Source organism: Pseudomonas sp. PvP025, assembly GCF_017832155.1.
In the GTDB taxonomy this organism is placed as follows: Bacteria; Pseudomonadota; Gammaproteobacteria; order Pseudomonadales; family Pseudomonadaceae; genus Aquipseudomonas.
Genome location: NZ_JAFIBJ010000001.1, coordinates 2473522 through 2492316, shown reverse-complemented (window position 1 = coordinate 2492316; position 18795 = coordinate 2473522). Strand labels below are relative to the sequence as shown.

General features: G+C 63.9%; 14 protein-coding genes. 9 read left to right on the top strand and 5 right to left on the bottom strand.

The features are described 5' to 3' along the window. The first annotated feature begins 88 nt into the window (after positions 1–88). A complete protein-coding gene (locus tag JOE32_RS10300; protein WP_209983738.1) occupies positions 89–2473 on the top strand; it encodes a diguanylate cyclase in 2385 nt (794 codons plus the stop codon). A 111-nt stretch (positions 2474–2584) separates the two neighbouring features. Here the strand turns inward: JOE32_RS10300 and dacB are convergent, their stop codons facing one another. Together dacB and JOE32_RS10290 are read right to left on the bottom strand one after the other, a co-directional pair. Further along, positions 2585–4045 carry a D-alanyl-D-alanine carboxypeptidase/D-alanyl-D-alanine-endopeptidase gene (gene dacB / locus JOE32_RS10295; RefSeq protein ID WP_209983736.1) on the bottom strand — a complete coding sequence of 487 codons (1461 nt, stop codon included), beginning with the start codon at positions 4043–4045 and terminating at the stop codon, positions 2585–2587. Between the two features lie 304 nt (positions 4046–4349). Beyond that, complete coding sequence (locus JOE32_RS10290) at positions 4350–4694, bottom strand: YggL family protein (RefSeq protein WP_209983734.1); 345 nt, start codon at positions 4692–4694, stop codon at positions 4350–4352. 245 nt (positions 4695–4939) lie between these two features. Between JOE32_RS10290 and JOE32_RS10285 the strand changes: the two genes are divergently transcribed. Beyond that, complete coding sequence (locus JOE32_RS10285; protein ID WP_209983732.1) at positions 4940–6265, top strand: FAD-binding oxidoreductase; 1326 nt, start codon at positions 4940–4942, stop codon at positions 6263–6265. A gap of 295 nt (positions 6266–6560) precedes the next feature. Here JOE32_RS10285 and JOE32_RS10280 read toward each other — a convergent pair whose 3' ends face one another. The 3 genes from JOE32_RS10280 to JOE32_RS10270 are packed head-to-tail and all read right to left on the bottom strand — an operon-like array spanning position 6561 to position 9639. Further along, positions 6561–8024, bottom strand: coding sequence for an aldehyde dehydrogenase family protein (locus JOE32_RS10280; protein ID WP_209983730.1), 1464 nt, complete (start codon positions 8022–8024; stop codon positions 6561–6563). A 28-nt stretch (positions 8025–8052) separates the two neighbouring features. Further along, positions 8053–8766 (bottom strand): cupin domain-containing protein, encoded by a 714-nt coding sequence (locus JOE32_RS10275; RefSeq protein ID WP_209983728.1) that lies wholly within the window; start codon positions 8764–8766, stop codon positions 8053–8055. 21 nt (positions 8767–8787) lie between these two features. After that, a complete protein-coding gene (locus tag JOE32_RS10270) occupies positions 8788–9639 on the bottom strand; it encodes a GNAT family N-acetyltransferase (protein WP_209983726.1) in 852 nt (283 codons plus the stop codon). 501 nt (positions 9640–10140) lie between these two features. On the opposite strand from JOE32_RS10270, the gene JOE32_RS10265 reads away from it, so the two are divergent. From JOE32_RS10265 to argE, 7 genes are all read left to right on the top strand, one after another. Next, positions 10141–10809 carry a haloacid dehalogenase type II gene (locus tag JOE32_RS10265; RefSeq protein WP_209983724.1) on the top strand — a complete coding sequence of 223 codons (669 nt, stop codon included), beginning with the start codon at positions 10141–10143 and terminating at the stop codon, positions 10807–10809. A 30-nt stretch (positions 10810–10839) separates the two neighbouring features. Further along, positions 10840–12114, top strand: coding sequence for an FAD-binding oxidoreductase (locus JOE32_RS10260; protein ID WP_209983722.1), 1275 nt, complete (start codon positions 10840–10842; stop codon positions 12112–12114). A gap of 95 nt (positions 12115–12209) precedes the next feature. Continuing rightward, positions 12210–13847 (top strand): ABC transporter substrate-binding protein, encoded by a 1638-nt coding sequence (locus JOE32_RS10255; RefSeq protein WP_209983720.1) that lies wholly within the window; start codon positions 12210–12212, stop codon positions 13845–13847. Between the two features lie 13 nt (positions 13848–13860). After that, positions 13861–14817, top strand: coding sequence for an ABC transporter permease (locus JOE32_RS10250; RefSeq protein WP_209983710.1), 957 nt, complete (start codon positions 13861–13863; stop codon positions 14815–14817). After that, entirely contained in the window at positions 14814–15689 is an 876-nt protein-coding gene (locus JOE32_RS10245) for an ABC transporter permease (RefSeq protein ID WP_057009186.1), read from the top strand. The genes JOE32_RS10250 and JOE32_RS10245 overlap by 4 nt, the downstream gene beginning before the upstream one ends. Position 15690: 1 nt before the next feature. Continuing rightward, positions 15691–17532, top strand: coding sequence for an ABC transporter ATP-binding protein (locus JOE32_RS10240; protein WP_209983708.1), 1842 nt, complete (start codon positions 15691–15693; stop codon positions 17530–17532). A 34-nt stretch (positions 17533–17566) separates the two neighbouring features. Next, entirely contained in the window at positions 17567–18724 is a 1158-nt protein-coding gene (gene argE / locus JOE32_RS10235; RefSeq protein ID WP_209983706.1) for an acetylornithine deacetylase, read from the top strand. The last annotated feature ends 71 nt before the right edge of the window (positions 18725–18795 follow it).

Below are 18795 nucleotides of genomic sequence, written 5' to 3'. Positions count from 1 at the left end.
TTGAGGCTGGTCAAACCCCTGGCCTATGGCTATAACTAAGGCCTGGCCAACGTGACACCTCTGCACGTTGGCGTCTTGAGTGTTGTCCATGCCGTTGCAAGCCGTCCGCCCGAAAATACTAGGCTTTATCAGTGAGCAGGCATCCGCCTGGTGGGTGGCGTCGGTGGTATTCCTGGCAGGGGTTGCCTTGACCATTATCGTCGCCTGGGCCGCTTGCGAGCTCAATCAACAACAAGTGCGCCAGCGCTTCCAATTGCTGGTCAGTGAGCGCTTCAGTCGCCTGCAGGAACGTTTCGAAGACCAGGAGCAACGCCTGGGCAGCCTGCAACGTTTCTTCACTAATTCCCAGAACGTGACCCGCGCAGAATTCGACGGTTTTGCCCAGCCCTTGCTGCTGCGCGCGCGCGCCTATGCGTGGGCGCCGCGCGTAGTGCGCGCGCAGCGCAGCCGCTTTGAACAGGACATCTCGCGCGCGCTCGGCACGCCGTTCGCCATCCGTGAACTCAATGCGGCCGGCGAACTGGCTCTGGCGGCTGAACGTGATGAATACGTGCCGGTGCTGTACAACCAGACCCAGAGCCAGTTCGGCTCGCCCATGGGGTTTGACCTGCTGGCCCAGCCCCTGCGGCGCTCGACCCTTGAACGGGCGCAGAAGAGCGGCAAGCTGGCAGTGTCCCAACCGATGCAACTGGTGGGCGTGGAGCCTGCCTACGCGACGGGCGTGCTGCTGGTTGCGCCGGTCGCTTCCCAGGCAGGAGCAGAGCCGTTTGGCTTCGTGATGGCAGTGATCAGCCTACGCCAGTTGGTGGCCGACGGCTTGCCCAGGCCCGACCGCGATAACCTGGTGACGCAGATCGTTGACACCTCCGACCTGCAGCAACGCAGGCTTTATGAGTCGGGCAACACGCCGAGCGACAACGACCTCAGCGTGACCCGCCGCCTGACCCTGGGCGACCATGTCTACGCCCTGACACTGCGTCCCAGCCAGGTGTTCGACGGCACCGGCCACTCCTCGCTGATCAGCATCCTGAGCATGGGCGGGCTGCTTAGCCTGTTGGTTGCAGTCTTGCTCTACGTGCTGGTCAGCCAGCGCCAGCGCGCGCTGAAACTGGTGGAGCAGCGCACCGGGCAGCTGCGCGCGCGCGAGCAGGAACTGCGCGGTACCCACAGCCAACTGCGCAGCGTGCTGAATGCCGCCACCCAGGTCGCTATCATCGCCACCGACCTGCGTGGCGTAATCAATACCTTCAACGCCGGTGCCGAACAGATGCTCGGCTTCAAGGCCGCTGAGGTGCTTGGGCGCGCCACCCTCGAAAGCCTGCACCTGGCGTCGGAGCTGGAAGCCAGCGCCGCGAGCGTGAGCCTGCTGCTGGGCAAGCGTATCCCGCCGAGCCAGGCCATGCTGGTACAGAGCCCGGACAGCCTGCACGAGGCGCGCGAATGGACTCTGGTCCGCGAGGATGGCAGCCAGTTGATCGTGAATATGCTCGGCACCGCGTTGCTTGATGACCATGGCCTGTGGGTGGGCCACCTGGCGATCTACCTCGACGTGACCGAGCAAAAGCGCGCCTATGAGGCACTGGCCGCAAGGGATCGCCTGCTAAAAAAACTCAGCGCCCACGTGCCCGGCGGGATTTTCCAGTTCACCCTCAAGCCCCGGGGTGAGTGGCGCTTCATATATGCCAGCGATGGCATGCGCGATATCTATGAAATCGAGGTGGGGGTGTTGCAGCAGGATGCGGAAAAGGTCTTCGAGCGCGTCCACCCACTGGACGTCGAACGCATACGTGCCTCGATTCGCTCGTCGGCGGTGCAGCTGAGCCATTGGCGCGAAGAGTACCGGGTGATCTTGCCGCAGCGGGGTCTGCGCTGGATTCGTGGCGAGGCCACGCCGGAGGAGTTACCCGGAGGTGGCACGCTGTGGCACGGTTATGTGTCGGATATTTCCGATCTCAAGCGAGTGGAAGAAGAACTGCGCGCGCTCTCCATCACCGATTCCCTGACCGGCATCCACAACCGTCGCTACTTCCAGGACCGTCTCAAGGCCGAGATGGTGCGCGTCAGGCGTACGTCGGGGGCGTTGTCGGTGATCATGCTGGATATCGACCACTTCAAGCGCATCAACGACCGCTATGGTCACGGGGTGGGCGACGGCGTGCTGCAGGAACTGTGCAAGCGCATCAGCCAGCGCTTGCGCCGCACCGATGTGTTCTGTCGCCTGGGTGGCGAAGAGTTCATGGTCTTGTGCCCCGGCACCGATGGCCAGCAGGCCTACAGCCTGGCGATGGAGCTGTGGGAATCGTTGCGCAGCGTACCGATGGAGGCAGTGGGTACGGTGACCGCCAGTTTCGGCGTGGCCAGTTGGCGTGTCGATGAGGGCATCGACGGCTTGCTGCTGCGCGCCGATTCGGCGGTGTACCTGGCCAAGCAGGCCGGCCGCGACCGTGTCACGCCGGAAAAACTACCGGCCTGAAGGCAGACACAAAAACCAATGTGAGAGGGGGCTTGCTCCCGATAGCGGTGAATCAGTCAATCCATGGACTGATTGTCACACCGCCATCGGGAGCAAGCCCCTCTCCCACATTTAGAGCACCGGCGCTGCAGCCATCACTTTCGGCTGGCGGTACAGGTCCAGCAGCACCTGGTCCAGCACCGACGAGGCACCCCACGGCTTCGGATCGTTGAGAATCGCCACCACCGCCCAGGTGTAGCCGTTGTTGTCGCGGCTGAACCCGGCGATCGCCCGTACGGTGTTCAGGGTGCCGGTCTTGACGTGGGCTTCGCCGCGCATGGCGGTGGTCTTCAGGCGTTTACGCATGGTGCCGTCGGTACCGGCAATCGGCAGGGAGCTGATGTATTCGGCGGCGTACGGGCTTTTCCACGCGGCCTGCAACATGGCGGCCATCTCGCGCGCGCTGACGCGCTCGGCGCGGGACAGGCCGGAACCGTTCTCCATCACCAGGTGCGGCGCGGTGATGCCTTTCTTCGCCAGCCACTGGCGCACCACGCGTTGCGCGGCCTTGGCATCGTCGCCGTCGGCGTCGTTGCGAAACTGCGCGCCCAGGCTCAGGAACAACTGCTGGGCCATGGTGTTGTTACTGTATTTGTTGATGTCGCGGATGATTTCCGCCAGGTCCGGCGAGAACGCGCGGGCCAGTACCTTGGCGCTCTTGGGCACCGGGGCCTGGAGGTCGCGGCCCTGAATGCTGCCGCCCAACTCTTTCCAGATGGCGCGCACGGCGCCGGCGGTGTAGGTGGCGTGGTCGAGCAGCGAGAGGTAGGTCTGTGAGCTGCAGCCATCGGCCAACTGGCCGCTGACGGTCACGGTGACGCTGCCATCGGCGGCGGTGACCGGGTTGTAGCGCACATCGCCGGTGCACTGCTTGGCGTTGGAGACCTTGACCTGGTTATCGATACGAATGGTGGCAATCGGCGGCTCAACCGAGACGATCACCCGTCCGCCATCGTTACGCGTGACAAAGCGCAGGGCCTTGAGGTTGACCAGCAGCGCGTCGGGCTTGACCAGGAACGGTTTGTTCTCGTCGTTGCCGTCGTCATTGAACTCGGGCAGCAGTGGCTGGTTGAAGAAACTGCGGTCCAGCACCAGGTCGCCGGTGACCTGCTGTACGCCATTGGCCCGCAGGTCGCGCATCAGCAGCCAGAGTTTTTCCATGTTCAGCTTGGGATCGCCGCCGCCCTTGAGGTACAGGTTGCCGTGCAACACGCCACCGCTGAGGGTGCCGTCGGTATAGAACTCGGTTTTCCACTGATGGTTGGGGCCCAGCATTTCCAGGGCCGCGTAGGTGGTGACCAGCTTCATGGTGGAGGCGGGGTTCACCGAGACGTCGGCGTTGAACACGGTCGGCGTGCCCGGGCCGTTCAGCGGAATCATCACCAGGGACAGGGCGGTATTTTGCAGCTTGGCTTTCTGCAGGGCCTGCGCGACATTGGGCGGCAGGCTGTTGTTGACGGGGGCGGCGGCGGCGGAAAAGGCCAGTGGCAGAAGCAGACCGGCGAGTAACAATGGACGCAAGGATTTGATCATAAAAAATAGAACCCTACTGCTGAGGAGGGTGAAAAAAGCGAGGGGAACGTAAGAAAAATCCCTCAGTGGTCATGAAAGTGTCGGCATTATGCCCCAAGGTCGCGCCACTTGTAGCTGAACGATAGCTGGAAATTGGCGTTTTTTTGCAGGCACGGCGTTGCTTTCACTACAGAGTTGGCAGTGAGTTCATTGATCGAGTGATTTTGAGCGGTTGCCCGGCGACCAAAGTGTCGTGGGCGCGGAGCACCAGAGGAGGGGCTCGCGTAAACAAACAGGGCCATCACGAAGATGGCCCTGAGGACAATCAGGCAACCGGGTTGATCGGCTTTTCCGGGTACCAGACGTCCAGCAACGGGCTGACTTCAGCGTTGGTCAGTTCATCGCGGGATTTGAGCCAGGCTTCAACCTTGGCGCGCTGCTCTTCGCTGACCGAGCCACGCTTCTGCAGGCAGACCAGACCGTAGTCGTCACCGCCGACGTAGCCCAGGCCGTTGGCTTCCATGGCTTCTTTGAGGAATGCGTCGAGAAAAGTATCGATTGCATCGTCGGCCAGGTCTTTCTTGAATTCCAGGTTCAGTTCGAAACCCAGTTCCTGGAACTCGTCCACACACAGTTTTTTGCGCAGACGCCGGGAGCGGTTAGTGGCCATGAAACATTCCTCTTAATAAATAACGGTGCGCACTTTACCAGCTAATAGGCGCGGCCGCCTCACGGCGTTACGCAAACCCTCATCCGCTTCATCGGTAAAGTCTGCCGGGGCAAGCCTGTTAAACGGTGGTTTGTATCAGTCAGCCGGTATTTTTCGCCGTTTATGCATGGCTTCATGGTGGTGTAATAAATCCATGCTGCCGCGATGCCAGAGCCCCCACGACCGACCTTGACGGAAACCCGCCCATGCCAGCTCCCCTGATTCCTGTAGAAACCTCGCCTGACCTGCCGACGGACGCCGATGTGGTCGTGATCGGCGGCGGCATCATCGGTGCCTTTACCGCCTACTACCTGGCCAAACGCGGGATGAAGGTCGCGTTGGTGGAAAAGGGCCGTATCGGCGCTGAACAATCGAGTCGCAACTGGGGCTGGTGCCGCCAGCAGAATCGCGATGCGCGCGAGCTGCCGATGGCCACCAAGAGCCTGGAACTGTGGGCGCAGTTCGCCGCCGAAACCGGCGAGCAGACCGGCTTCACCCGCTGCGGCCTGCTTTACCTGAGCAATGACGAAAAGGAAATCGACGGCTGGGCGCGCTGGGGCGAATTTGCCCGTTCGGTCAACGTCGAGACCCATATGCTCACCGCGCAGCAAGCCGCTGAACGGGGTCGGGCCACCGGCAAACAGTGGAAGGGCGGGGTCTACGCGCCCACCGACGGCATCGCCGACCCATCCCGCGCAGCGCCTGCGGTCGCGCGCGCGATCATGGTGCTGGGCAGCACGGTGCATCAGGACTGCGCCGTGCGCGGGCTGGAGACCGAAGGCGGGCGACTGTCGGGAGTGGTGACCGAGAAGGGCACCATCCGCACCCGTCTCGCGGTACTCGCCGCCGGTGCCTGGGCGTCGTCGTTCTGCCGTCAGTACGGCATTCGGTTTCCCCAGGCGACCATTCGGCAAACGGTGCTTCGCGTGTCGCCGCCCAATCAGGAACTGCCCAGTGCGCTGCACACCTCCCAGGCCTCGATGACACGTCGCTTTGATGGCAGCTATACGCTGGCCATCAGTGGACGCGGCCGGGTTGACCCGACGCCGCAGTTGCTCAGCTTTGCGCCGCAGTTTTTACCGATGTTTCAACGCCGCTGGCGCAACCTGGCGGTGGGCGGGTTCGAAGGCGCGCGGGCAGGGCATGAAAGCTGGAAGCGCTGGCGTCTGGATGAGCCAACGCCGATGGAGAAGATGCGGATTCTGGATCCGACGCCTGATGCGGCGGCGGTGAAGTTGACTTACGCGCGGGCTGCGCAACTGATGCCGGCGTTTAAAGAGTCATCGGTGACGGCGGCGTGGGCGGGGTACGTGGACAGCACGCCTGACGGAGTTCCCGGGATTGGGGAAATGGCCAGCTTGCCAGGCTTGGTGTTGGCGGCGGGGTTCAGTGGGCATGGGTTTGGGATTGGGCCGGGGGCGGGGCATTTGATTGCGGATATTGTGAGCGGGGCGCAGCCGATTGTGGATCCGCAGCCTTATCATCCGGATCGGTTCAAGTCTTCGGCTTGGGGAAAGGTGGCGGACTTTTGAGGTTTTTTGGGGTGGGTATAGCCGTTGCTTCGGTAACGGCTAATGGCGGTTCCGCTTTTACAGCGCCCCAGATCAAGAGCGCGGCGACCTTAGAGCCGACCGAGGTTTTCCTGCCTGGCGCTGTTCAAACTGTGGGAGGGGGCTTGCTCCCGATAGCGGTGAATCAGTCAATACATAGACTGGCTGTCACACTGCCATCGGGAGCAAGCCCCCTCCCACATTTGATCTCCATTTGTCTGATAGATATCACACTGCTTTTGATCTGCTTTGCTTTGGTTTTTGCCCCTACATTAATCTACCCGCCAAACCCAACAATCGCCTTAATCTCCAGATACTCCTCAAACCCCACCACCCCATACTCCCGCCCATTGCCCGACCGCTTATACCCCCCGAACGGGGCCATCGGATCCCACGCCGGATGATTCAGATGCACCTGCCCCGCCCGAATACGCGATGCCACTGCCCGGGCAGCCTGCAGGTCCTGCCCCTGCACATGCGCGCCCAGCCCATACACCGTGTCATTGGCAATGGCCACCGCCTCGTCCACCGTGTCATACGCAATGATACAAAGCACCGGCCCGAAAATTTCCTCCTGGGCGATACGCATGCGGTTGTCCACTTCAGAGAACACCGTCGGCCGCGTGTAAAAGCCGTAATCAAAACCCGCCACCCGCCCTGGACCGCCGCACACCAGTTTCGCCCCTTCGTCGATACCGGCCTCAATCATCACTTGCACGCGTTCGAACTGCGCCTGATTGGCAATCGGCCCCAGCACCGTGTCCTCCGCTGACGGGTCACCCACGATGATCGCGTTGGCCGTCGCCGCCGCCAGGGCTTCGACCTCGGCCAACCGCGCCCTCGGCACGATCATCCGCGTTGGCGCGCTGCACGACTGGCCCACGTTGCGAAACGCCGACATCACCCCCAGCGGCACCACGTTGGCAAAGTCCGCATCGGGCAGCAGCACGTTCGGCGACTTGCCGCCCAGTTCCTGGGTCACGCGTTTGACCGTCGGCGCGGCGGCCTGCGCTACCAGGGCGCCGGCGCGGTTGGAGCCGGTGATGGAAATCATGTCGATGTCAGGGTGCGCCGCCATCGCCGCGCCCACCTCGTGACCGCTGCCGTTGACCAGGTTGAACACCCCCGGCGGCAGGCCGGCGTCGTGCACCAGTTGAGCGAACAGCAACGCGCTCAGCGGCGACAGTTCGCTGGGTTTGAGCACCACGGTGCAGCCGGCGGCAATCGCCGGCGCGACCTTGGCGGTGATCTGGTACAGCGGCCAGTTCCACGGCGTGATCAGCCCGCACACGCCGATGGCTTCGCGTTCGATGGCGGTGCTGCCTTCGAGCGTGTGAAAGCGGTAGCTCGTCAGCAGGTCACGCGCCACCCGCACATGTTCGGCCGCCAGCGGCACCTGCATGGCGCGGGCAAAACCGATGGCCGCGCCCATTTCCAGGGACAGCGCCTGGGCCAGTTGTTCCTTGCGCTCCAGAATCAACGCGTGGATGTTCCCCAGCACCACGGCGCGCGCCGCCGGAGCAGTGGCCGACCAGCCGGGAAACGCCGCACGCGCCGCAGCGACGGCACGGTCGACATCTTCGCTGGAGCCGCGCGCCACCTGCGCGGCCACCTCTTCGGTGGCCGGGTTGATCACCGCCAGGCTCGCCGGAACGGCCGGCGCCACCCAACGGCCATCGATGTAGAACTTGTCCGCCGTGTGCGCATCGACGCTGTAGCGGTTCGAAGAGTGTGTAGTCATTCAACGGGCTCCCTGGAGCGATAACAGCTTATTTCACCGCGTAAACCTTGCGCACATACACCGAGCCGCGCCAGGCGCAGGGCGCGCCTTTGGCGACGAACACGGTGTCGCCGGGGTTGACCGTTGTGTCCACGCCTTCGGCGTCCTGCAGCGTCATGCTGCCTTCGATCAGGTACATCAATTCATGCAGCTTGTGCGGGCGACCGTGACGGGCATATGGCGTGGAATCCCAGATGCCCACGCGCAGCTCGGTGCTTTCATCATCGAACAGGTTGTTCGCGCGGCACTGCGGCGCGGGGCCGATCAAAATCTGGGCGTCGGGGGCGGCAGACGGGTTGAGCGGGGTGCGTGGATCGAGCCAGGTGAGGCCGGGACGCAGCGGCGCGTCCGTGAGGTTCAGCGCGCAGAAAGCCCACCAGCTGCCGGGGCTCGCCTGCAGGGTGAGGCGTGTGCCCCGGCCGATCACGGCGCTGTCGCCGACGCCCAGTTCCAGGGTCTGCTCGGCGCTGTGCAGCAGCACGGAACCTGCCTGCACTACCAGCGTTTCGCTGTAGGGGAAATCGTCGATGACAGCTTCGCCGCTGAACGCAACGCGCCCGGCCGACACGCCGTCGTCGCTGAGCCAGGCGATCTGGCGGGCGTCGCCGAACGGGTCGAGCGTGTTCAGGGCCGCGTGGCGAAAGGGGGTGCCAACGGCGCTGCCGTCAGCGCGGGCCAGCATCAGAATACGGGGAGAGGACATGGGTAAGGCTCCAGGAAAGAATCAACCGACCGCTTGGGTGATCAGGGCAAACAGTTGGACGCCGCCGCTGGCCTTGGGCGGTGTGCCCTTGGCCATGCGGGCGACGGTTTCGACGCACTTGAGACCGGCCTGTTCGAGCCAGTCGCCGAGGCCGCACTTGGCGGGAATGTCGATGCGCACGAAGGCGTCCGGCACCTGCTCAAGCAACGTGGTGATCAGGTGTTTAGCTTGTTCGAGGGTTTCGGCCACCACCGGGCCGATGCAACGTCCGCGGCCGAATGGGCGCAGCAGCGCAAACCCGCGCAACTGGCCGTCGCGTTCGATGCCCACGGCGTGTTCCACCTGCAGGTCGCGCAGGATTTCACGGCGGTCCAGGCCGCTGCCGGCGTTGGCCAGGGCAATCACGGCGGCGTGATCGTCGGCCGTCAACGGGCGACAGTGTTCACCCACGGCCAGCGCGGTCTGCTCGGGCACCTGCACATTGCCTTGGTGCTGCTGTATATGGCCGAACTCGACAAAACCCTGGCTGGCATACAGCGGCGCGCCGGCCACGGTTGCGTTAAGCAACGGTGTGCGCGCGGCACAGGCTTTCAGCGCCAGCTCCATCAAACGCCGGCCAATGCCCCGGCCCTGATAGTCGTCGCTGACAATCACCAGGCCGATGGTGGCGTAGTCGCCCTGAGGGCAGGCGAATGCGGTGCCGATCAGGCGCTCGCCATCGAGTACCACAAAGCCGTCACTGACCCGCTGCAACATCGCCCAATCTTCCTGGCGGTGGGGCCATTTGAGTTGCACCGACAAGTTATGGGCGGCCGGCAAGTCGGCCACCGTCATCGAGCGATAGAGGTAATCAGTGTGTGGCTGGGCTGCCATGGCGGGCCTCCGTTGAGCAAAAGGGGGAGCATCATTGGAATGCCTGTATCCCACCTGTTTTCAGGGCTGGCAAGAGGGCGCGCAGTATTCGGCAGATTTGCAATGCAGGAGGGTCACACCACCATAGTTACTACTAAATTCGAGGCGGCGCTCAGCAGCAAATGCGTTGCCGTAGAGAGGGCTGTTTATGGCCGCGTCAGCGCGCAGCACCAAGCGCGGCGGCCCACCACACTTTCTGCCGCTCGCCAGCCCCATTCTTGAGCCTTCATGCCGTAAAAGGCCCATTAAGGCGCATGAATACGGGCTTTGCCCAAGGCTTGTGCGCGCCGCAAACTCTGCTGGCGCTGGCGCTAAAAACGGTGCTTTGTATTGAGGTGCGGGCGTTTTTGACGCCATCTGCTGATTTCACAGTGTTGTAATGAAGCTGTGTTGCACAGGGCTGACGCGCCGCCAGAGCCGCGAACGCTTGGCCACATTCCATTGACTCCAGGACCACACGCCATGAGCTTTCTTCGTCCCAAATTCATTACGTTCGACTGCTACGGTACGCTGACCAACTTCCACATGGGCACCCTGACCCGCGAGCTGTTTGCCGACCGCGTCACGCCTGAGCAGATGGAACAGTTCGTCAAGGACTTCACCGCCTACCGCCTCGACCAGGTGATGGGTGACTGGCGGCCCTACGATGAAGTGCTCAAGACCGCCCTGGCCCGTACCTGCAAGCGTTGGGGCATTGAGTATCGCGAAGAAGGCCAGCTGTATTACGACGCCGTGCCGACCTGGGGCCCCCATGCCGATGTGCCAGCCGGCCTGTCGAAGATCGCCGACAAGATTCCCCTGGTGATTTTTTCCAATGCCATGGACAGTCAGATCATGTCCAACGTCGAGAAGCTCGGCGCACCGTTCCACAAAGTGTTCACCGCCCAGCAGGCCCAGGCCTACAAGCCACGCCTGCGCGCGTTCGAGTTCATGCTCGACAACCTGGGCTGCGGTCCGGAAGACATCTTGCATGTGTCGTCCAGCTTCCGCTACGACCTGATGCCGGCCCACGACATGAAGATCAAGCACAAGGCCTTCGTTGCCCGTGGGCATGAAGTGCCGGCCAATGCCGCCTATGGTTACCAGCAGATTACCGATATCGGCGGGTTGCCAGGCTTGGTGGGTTTGTAAAACGAACGTCCACAGCGCGCGAGGTTAGACATGGGCAGTGAATCCTATTGGCTCGACACCGCACCGGCCTTCACCGGCGCACAGTCGGGTGACCTGCCCCGGCAGGTCGATGTGGCGGTCGTCGGTGGCGGGTTCACCGGGCTGTCGGCTGCCCGTGCACTGGCCATGCGCGGCGCCAGCGTGGTGGTGCTGGATGCCGGGCGGGTGGTCGGTGAAGCGTCGGGGCGCAACGGCGGGCAGTGCAATACCGGCGTGGCTCAGGACTACGCCGGGCTGCACGCCAGCCTCGGCGCCGACCGCGCGCGTGCCTATTACCAGGCCTATGAAAGCGCGGTGCACACGGTGGCGTCGCTGGTGGCGCAGGAGCAGATCGCCTGCGACCTGGTGCGCAACGGCAAGCTCAAGTTGGCGGCCAAGCCCCTGCATTACGAGGGACTGGCACGCACCTGCGAACTGATCCGGCGCGAGGTGGACGCCGATGTGGAGTTGCTCGACGCCGGGCAGGCCCGTGCTGAAGTCAATTCGGTGCAGTTTCATGGCGGCCTGCTGCAACGCAACGGCGTGCAGATGCATATCGGCCGCTTCGGCGTGGGGCTGGCCGACGCTGCCGCGCGACGTGGCGCGCTGATTCACGAGCACACCCTCGTCAACGACTGGAAGGCGCACGCCGGAGGCTATCAGGTCAACACTGCCAAGGGCTCGCTGCACGCCGGTCAGGTGTTGCTGGCCAGCGGCGCCTGCCAGCACGGCGGCCTCGGCTGGTATCGCCGACGCATCGTGCCGGTGGGCAGCTTTGTGATCGTCACCGAGGTGTTGCCCCAGGCGCTGATCGACCAGCTGTTGCCGCAGCACCGTGCCTATGTCACCAGCCGCATGATCGGCAATTATTTCCGGCTGACCCCGGACAACCGCCTGCTGTTCGGCGGGCGTGCGCGGTTCGCCATGTCCAACAGTGTGTCCGACGCCAAGAGCGGCAAAGTGCTGCAGGCGGCGATGGTGAACATGTTTCCGCAATTGGCGGATGTGAAGATTGACTACTGCTGGGGCGGCCTGGTGGACATGACTTCCGACCGCCTGCCACGCGCAGGCCAGCACGGCGGCGTGTTTCATTCCATGGGCTACAGCGGCCATGGCGTGCAGATGTCGGTGCACATGGGGCAGGTGATGGCCGACGTGATGGCCGGCAATACAGCGGCCAACCCGTGGCGCGAGCTTGAGTGGCCGGCGATCCCCGGACACTTCGGCACACCCTGGTTCCTGCCGTTCGTGGGCGCCTATTACCGCTTCCAGGATTACTTGCATTGAAGCGCCGCAGTTGACTCACCGTCGTTTGCGTTTCCAGGACGCTCCGGATATCCGTGAGCACTCGAATCTTTTCATCTTCGACAGGTAGCCTTGCCATGACAGACAACAAGAACACGCCCGACCTCATCTGCGGAGCAGAAAGCCTGCGGGTATTCGAAGGCCTTAACCGTGGCATGTCGCGCCGCAACGCCCTGCAGATGCTCGGCGTCGCCGGTGTGGCGGCGGCGGGTGCGGGCAGCCTGTTCGGCGCCGCCGGCAAACTGTGGGCCGATGACGCGCCGGTGGCAGGCAAGGGTAAGCCAGGCGGCAAGATTCGCGTGGCCAGCGTGGCCAGCTCCACCGCTGACACCCTCGACCCGGCCAAGGGCGGCCTGTCTACCGACTACGTGCGCCAGTACATGTTCTACAACGGCCTGACCCGTTTCGACGTGCACATGGTGCCGCAACTGGAACTGGCCGAACGCATCGATAACACCGACGCCACGCTGTGGACCATCACCCTGCGCAAGGACGTCACCTTCCACAACGGCAAGTCGCTCACCGCCGCCGACGTGGTGTATTCCCTGAACCGCCACAAGGACCCGGCGATCGGCTCCAAAGTCATGGCGCTGGTGGCGCAGTTCGAGGAGATCAAGGCCAGTGGTCCCAACGAGGTGCAGATTCGCCTCGGCGCGCCGAATGCCGAGCTGCCTTCGATCCTGGCCGTGTCGCACTTGCTGATCGTGCCCGAAGGCACCACCGACTTCAGCCAGGGCATTGGCACCGGGCCGTTCAAGGTCAAGGAATTCAAGCCAGGCGTGCGTTCGGTGGCGGTGCGCAACCCCAACTACTGGAAACCCGGCCTGCCGTACCTGGACGAGATCGAAGTCATCGCCATCAGCGACGAACCGTCGCGGGTCAATGCGCTGCTGTCGGGCGATGTGCACGCGATCAACCAGGTCGACCCGCGCTCCACCACCCGGATCAAGGCCAGCGCCGGCCATCAATACGTGGATTCACCCTCGGGCAACTACACCAACCTGATCATCCGCCAGGACCAGATGCCGGGCAAAAGCCCGGAGTTCACCCAGGCCATGAAATGCCTGCTGGACCGCGAACAGGTCAAGTCCGCCGTGTTCCGCGGGTTCGCCGTGGTGGGTAATGATCACCCGATTGCGCCCGGTTCGCGTTACTACAACGCCGACCTGCCGCAGACCGTGTACGACCCGGAGAAGGCGCGCTTCCTGCTGAAAAAAGCCGGCATGGAAAGCATCACCATGCCGCTCGCCGCTTCGCCCGCCGCGACCTCCTCGGTGGACATCGCCGTGCTGTTGCAGCAATCGGCGAAACAGGCCGGCCTCAAGCTCGACGTCAACCGCCTGCCCAGCGACGGCTACTGGTCCAACCACTGGATGAAGCATCCGTTGAGCTTCGGCAACATCAACCCACGGCCGAATGCCGACGTGATGTTCTCGCAGTTCTTCCAGTCCAAGGCGCCGTGGAACGAGTCCGGCTGGCAGAACGAGCAGTTCGATCAGTTGCTGTTGCTGGCCCGCGCCGAAACCGACGAAGCCAAGCGCGGCAAGATGTACGCCGACATGCAGACCCTGGTGCATGACCATTGCGGTATCGGCGTGCCGGTGTTCATCAGCAACATCGATGGTGTCGACCAGCGTCTGAAGGGCTACCGCACTCACCCGCTGGGCGGCTTCATGGGTTACATGTTCGCCGAGCAGGTGTGGTTGGACGCGTGATGAGGGCTTTGCGATGAACAGCACTACACTGTGGTTGATCGGCCGGCGCCTGGGCGCTGCCGTCGTGACCTTGTTGATCGTGTCCATGGTCGTGTTCGCGATCACGGCAGTCCTGCCCGGCGATGCGGCGCAACAGGCCCTCGGCCAGTTCGCGACGCCTGAACAGGTGGCGGCACTGCGCCTGAAACTGGGGTTGGACCAGCCCGGTGTGTTGCGCTACCTGCACTGGTTGATGAACCTGCTCACCGGCGATCTGGGCATGTCGGTGTCCAGCGCGATGCCGGTGAGTGAGCTGATGGGCGGGCGGGTGCCCAACACCCTGATGCTGGCGGCCACCACGGCGCTGGTTTCGGTACCGGTGGCGCTGGTGCTCGGCATCGGTTCGGCGATGGCCCGAGGCGGGCGCATCGACAACATCCTGAGCTTCGTCACCCTGGCCATGGTCGCGGTGCCGGAGTTTCTGGTGGCGACCCTGGCGGTGCTGATCTTCGCGGTGAACCTGGGGTGGCTGTCGTCGCTGTCGTATGCCAGCGATATCAGCTCGCCGTGGGAGTTCATGCGCACCTATGCCTTGCCGGTGATGACGCTGTGCTGCGTGATCGTCGCGCAAATGGCACGCATGACCCGCGCGGCAGTGATCGACCAGCTCGACAGCCCCTACGTCGAAATGGCCAGGCTCAAAGGCGTCGGCCCGATCCGCATCGTGCTGCGCCATGCCTTGCCCAATGCCATCGGCCCCATTGCCAATGCCATCGCCCTGAGCCTGTCGTACCTGCTGGGCGGCGTGGTCATCGTCGAAACCATCTTCAACTACCCGGGCATTGCCAGCCTGATGGTCGATGCGGTGACCAACCGCGACATGGCGCTGGTGCAAGCCTGCACCATGCTGTTCTGCACGGCTTACCTGAGCCTGGTGCTGATCGCCGACCTCTGCGCAATCCTCTCCAACCCGAGGCTGAGAAACCAATGAACACGCTCATTGCGAAGTCCAAGCCTGCATCCTCCGCCCTGGCACTGGCCAAAGCCTCCAACGGCCCGTCCTGGCTGGGTCTGGCCGGTGCGGTGATCTGCGTCGCCTGGCTGCTGCTGGCGCTGGTCGGCCCCTGGCTGGCGCCACACCCGGTGGGTGAAGTGGTGTCCGATAACGTCTTCGACGGCTTCAGCCTGGCGCACCCGTTCGGCACCGACTACCTGGGCCGCGACATGCTCAGCCGGGTGATGGTCGGCGCACGCTTCACCGTCGGGCTGGCGCTGGTGGCCGCGGTGCTTGCCAGCACCCTGGGCACCCTGTGTGCGCTGGTGTCGGTGGTGTCGCCCAAGTGGCTGGACGAAATCATCAGCCGCATCATGGACGCCTTCATTTCCATCCCGAGCAAAATGCTCGCGCTGATCATGGTGTCGGCTTTCGGCTCGTCGGTGACCCTGCTGATCTGCACGGCGGTCATCAGCTACATCCCCGGATCGTTCCGCGTGGCCCGCAGCATGGCGGTGAACATCGAGGCGCTGGAATACGTGCAGGTCGCCCGCACCCGGGGCGAGCGCCGTTTGTACGTAGCGTGCCGGGAGATCCTGCCGAACATCCTCAACCCGGTGCTCACCGACCTCGGCCTGCGGTTCGGCTACATCGTACTGTTGCTCGCCGGCATGAGTTTTCTCGGCCTCGGCGTGCAGCCACCCGACGCCGACCTCGGCTCGCTGGTGCGCGAAAACATCGGCGGCCTCAGCCAGGGCGCGCTGGCTATCGTTATTCCGGCGCTGGCCATTGGCACCCTGACCATCGGCGTGAATCTGTTGATCGACTACCTGTCTTCCAGGCGTAGCCGACGCACCGGAGGCCATTGAAATGACTGAATTGATTCGTGTCGAAGACTTGCGCGTGGTCGCCTGTGGCGAACGCGGCGAGGTGGAAATCGTCAAGGGCGTGAGCTTTGCCCTGGAACAGGGCCAGGTGCTGGCGCTGATCGGCGAGTCCGGTTCCGGCAAGACCACCATCGCTCTCGCGCTGTTGGGCTATGCGCGCAGTGGTTGCCGGTTGTCCGGCGGCGTGGTGCGTGTGGGTGAGCACGACATGCTGGCGGCGAGCGAAAGCCAGTTGCAGAAACTGCGCGGCAACCGCGTGTCCTATATCGCCCAGAGTGCCGCCGCCGCGTTCAACCCGGCGAAAAAACTTATCGACCAGGTGGTGGAGGGCGCCTTGATCCATGGCCTGGGCAGCCGCGTTGAGCTGGAGGCCAAGGCGATCGAGCTGTTCCGCGACCTGTCATTGCCAAACCCGGAAACCATCGGCCAACGCTACCCGCACCAGGTCTCGGGCGGGCAGTTGCAGCGGGTGATGGCGGCCATGGCGCTGATCAGCGACCCGTTGCTGGTGGTGCTCGACGAGCCCACCACGGCGCTGGACGTGACCACCCAGATCGACGTGCTGCGCGCGTTCAAGCGCGTGGTGCGCGAGCGCGGTGCCACGGCGGTGTACGTGTCCCACGACCTGGCGGTGGTGGCGCAGATGGCCGACCGCATCGTGGTGCTCAATGACGGGCAGATTCTTGAACAAAGCGACACCGCACCCTTGCTGGCGGCGCCGGCCCATGACTACACGCGCAGCCTGCTCGCGGCCGCGCGGCCCGACGCGACGATTCGCCCGCCCAGCGGCATCGCCGAAGACACACCGCTGCTGACCATCAGCGGCCTGACCGCCGGTTACGGCAACAAGAACGCCCAGGGCATGCCGCTGATCCGTGTGCTCGAAGGCATCGACCTCACCGTGCGCCGTGGCCAGGCGATTGGCGTGATCGGCGAATCCGGCTCGGGCAAATCCACCCTGGCGCGGGTGGTCGCGGGCCTGCTGACACCGGCCCTGGGCGGCCTCACATTCGACGGCCAGCCCCTCGGCGGTTGCCTGTCCGAGCGCACGCCGGAACAGTTTCGACGCATTCAGATGGTGTTCCAGAACGCCGACACCGCGCTTAACCCGATGCACAGCGTGGGCGCCATCATTGGCCGGCCGCTGAAGATGTATTTCGGCCTCAAGGGCGCGGCGTTGCGCGAGCGCACCCATGAACTGCTCGACCTGGTGCGCCTGCCGCACGCCCTGGCCGAGCGGCGCCCCAGCGAGTTGTCCGGCGGGCAGAAACAGCGGGTCAACCTGGCCCGGGCGCTGGCCGCCAAACCCGACCTGATCCTCTGCGATGAAGTGACCTCGGCGCTGGACACCGTGGTCGGCGCGGCGATCCTTGAGCTGCTGCGCGATTTGCGTCAGCAACTGGGCGTGTCCTACCTGTTTATCAGCCACGACATCTCCACCGTGCGCGCGCTGTGCGACGACATTGTGGTGATGTACAGCGGCCACAAGGTGCAGGCCGGCAGCCGCGAGTCGTTTGCCGCGCCGCCGTTCCATCCCTACACCGACCTGCTGATTCATTCGGTGCCGGAGTTGCGCCAGGGCTGGCTGGAAACCTGCGGCGCCACCAGCGGCACCCTGCCGCCAGTGGGCGCGAAGGCTGCCGTGCCGGAGCTGTGCACCTTCCTCAACCGCTGCCCGGTGCGTATCGACGGCGTCTGCAACCGCGTCGCCCCTATCCGCCACTCCCTGGACAATGGCAGTGAAATGCTCTGCCACCATGACGGCGCCCAATTGATCAAGACCCAGCGTGGCCTCGTGGTGGAAACCAGCGGAGCCTGCGCATGAGCCGATATTTTGCCCTGCAACGGAGCCAGTCCTTATGAAACCGCGCGTACTGGAGATCCTGAAAAAACTGATGGCGTTCGACACCGTGTCGTCCGAGTCGAACATGGCCTTGATCGAATACGTGCGTGAGCTGCTGCTGACCCAGGGCATCGAGTCGCTTATCGTCAAGGACCAGAGCGGCAAGAAGGCCAACCTGTTTGCCAGCACCGGGCCCGAAGTGCGCCCTGGCGTGCTGCTCTCCGGGCACACCGATGTGGTGCCGGCGGCAGGGCAGGCCTGGACCTTCCCGCCGTTTGCCGCCACCGTGCAGGACGGGCGCATCTACGGGCGTGGCAGTTGCGACATGAAGGGCTTTATCGCGCTGGCCATCGACGCCATGCTCGATGCGGCGCAGCACACCTTGAACCGCCCGTTGCAACTGGCCTTGTCCCATGACGAAGAGATCGGCTGCGTCGGCGTACGGCGCCTGCTCGATGTGCTGCACCTGGCACCGATGCGTCCGTTTCTGTGTGTGATCGGCGAGCCGACCAACATGCAATTCGTGCTGGGGCACAAGGGCAAGGGTTCCTACCGCACCTACTGTCGAGGCCTGGAGGCGCACTCGTCGCTGGCGCCGCGTTCGGTCAACGCCATCCATGTCGCCTGCGACTTTATCGCCGCACTGCGCGAGAGCCAGCAGCAGTTGCAGCACCATGGCGCCCAGGACAGCGATTACGATGTGCCCTACAGCACCGTGCATGTCGGGCAGATTGTCGGTGGCAAGGCGCTGAACATCGTGCCCAACCTGTGCACCCTGGATTTCGAGGTGCGCAACCTGCCGGCCGACAACCTGGACCTGTTTCTGGAGCAACTGCGCGAGCGCGCCGAAGTGATCGTGCACGAGGCGAAAAAACTCTCCAGCGTGGCCGCCATCGAGATCGAAACCGTCAACGTCTACCCCGGCCTCGACACGCACCCCAGCGTTGAAGCGGTGCGTTTTCTCAAGCAGTTCGCCGCGCCCGACACCGGCACCGCCAAGGTCTCGTTCGGCACCGAAGGCGGGCTGTTCAAGCAGCGCCTGGACGTGCCGGTGGTGGTGTGCGGGCCGGGCTCCATCGAACAGGCGCACAAGCCCGACGAGTTTATCGAGATCAGCCAGATGGAGGCCGGCGAGGCATTCCTGCACGGCCTGCTTGGCTCGTTGAGGGCTTAGCAGAGCCTGCCGTTGCGCGGGTAATTTCAGCACGCCACGCTGCCCACGCCACGCTTTCGGCATCCTCGTTC

Excerpts from the sequence above, each read along its gene's own strand:
- JOE32_RS10300 (WP_209983738.1), top strand. The coding sequence starts at position 89 with ATGCCGTTGCAAGCCGTCCGCCCGAAAATACTAGGCTTTATCAGTGAG.
- JOE32_RS10285 (WP_209983732.1), top strand. The coding sequence starts at position 4,940 with ATGCCAGCTCCCCTGATTCCTGTAGAAACCTCGCCTGACCTGCCGACG.
- argE (WP_209983706.1), top strand. The coding sequence starts at position 17,567 with ATGAAACCGCGCGTACTGGAGATCCTGAAAAAACTGATGGCGTTCGAC.
- JOE32_RS10275 (WP_209983728.1), bottom strand. The coding sequence starts at position 8,766 with ATGTCCTCTCCCCGTATTCTGATGCTGGCCCGCGCTGACGGCAGCGCC.
- JOE32_RS10280 (WP_209983730.1), bottom strand. The coding sequence starts at position 8,024 with ATGACTACACACTCTTCGAACCGCTACAGCGTCGATGCGCACACGGCG.
- JOE32_RS10245 (WP_057009186.1), top strand. The coding sequence starts at position 14,814 with ATGAACACGCTCATTGCGAAGTCCAAGCCTGCATCCTCCGCCCTGGCA.
- JOE32_RS10290 (WP_209983734.1), bottom strand. The coding sequence starts at position 4,694 with ATGGCCACTAACCGCTCCCGGCGTCTGCGCAAAAAACTGTGTGTGGAC.
- JOE32_RS10260 (WP_209983722.1), top strand. The coding sequence starts at position 10,840 with ATGGGCAGTGAATCCTATTGGCTCGACACCGCACCGGCCTTCACCGGC.
- JOE32_RS10250 (WP_209983710.1), top strand. The coding sequence starts at position 13,861 with ATGAACAGCACTACACTGTGGTTGATCGGCCGGCGCCTGGGCGCTGCC.
- JOE32_RS10265 (WP_209983724.1), top strand. The coding sequence starts at position 10,141 with ATGAGCTTTCTTCGTCCCAAATTCATTACGTTCGACTGCTACGGTACG.
- JOE32_RS10270 (WP_209983726.1), bottom strand. The coding sequence starts at position 9,639 with ATGGCAGCCCAGCCACACACTGATTACCTCTATCGCTCGATGACGGTG.
- JOE32_RS10255 (WP_209983720.1), top strand. The coding sequence starts at position 12,210 with ATGACAGACAACAAGAACACGCCCGACCTCATCTGCGGAGCAGAAAGC.
- dacB (WP_209983736.1), bottom strand. The coding sequence starts at position 4,045 with ATGATCAAATCCTTGCGTCCATTGTTACTCGCCGGTCTGCTTCTGCCA.
- JOE32_RS10240 (WP_209983708.1), top strand. The coding sequence starts at position 15,691 with ATGACTGAATTGATTCGTGTCGAAGACTTGCGCGTGGTCGCCTGTGGC.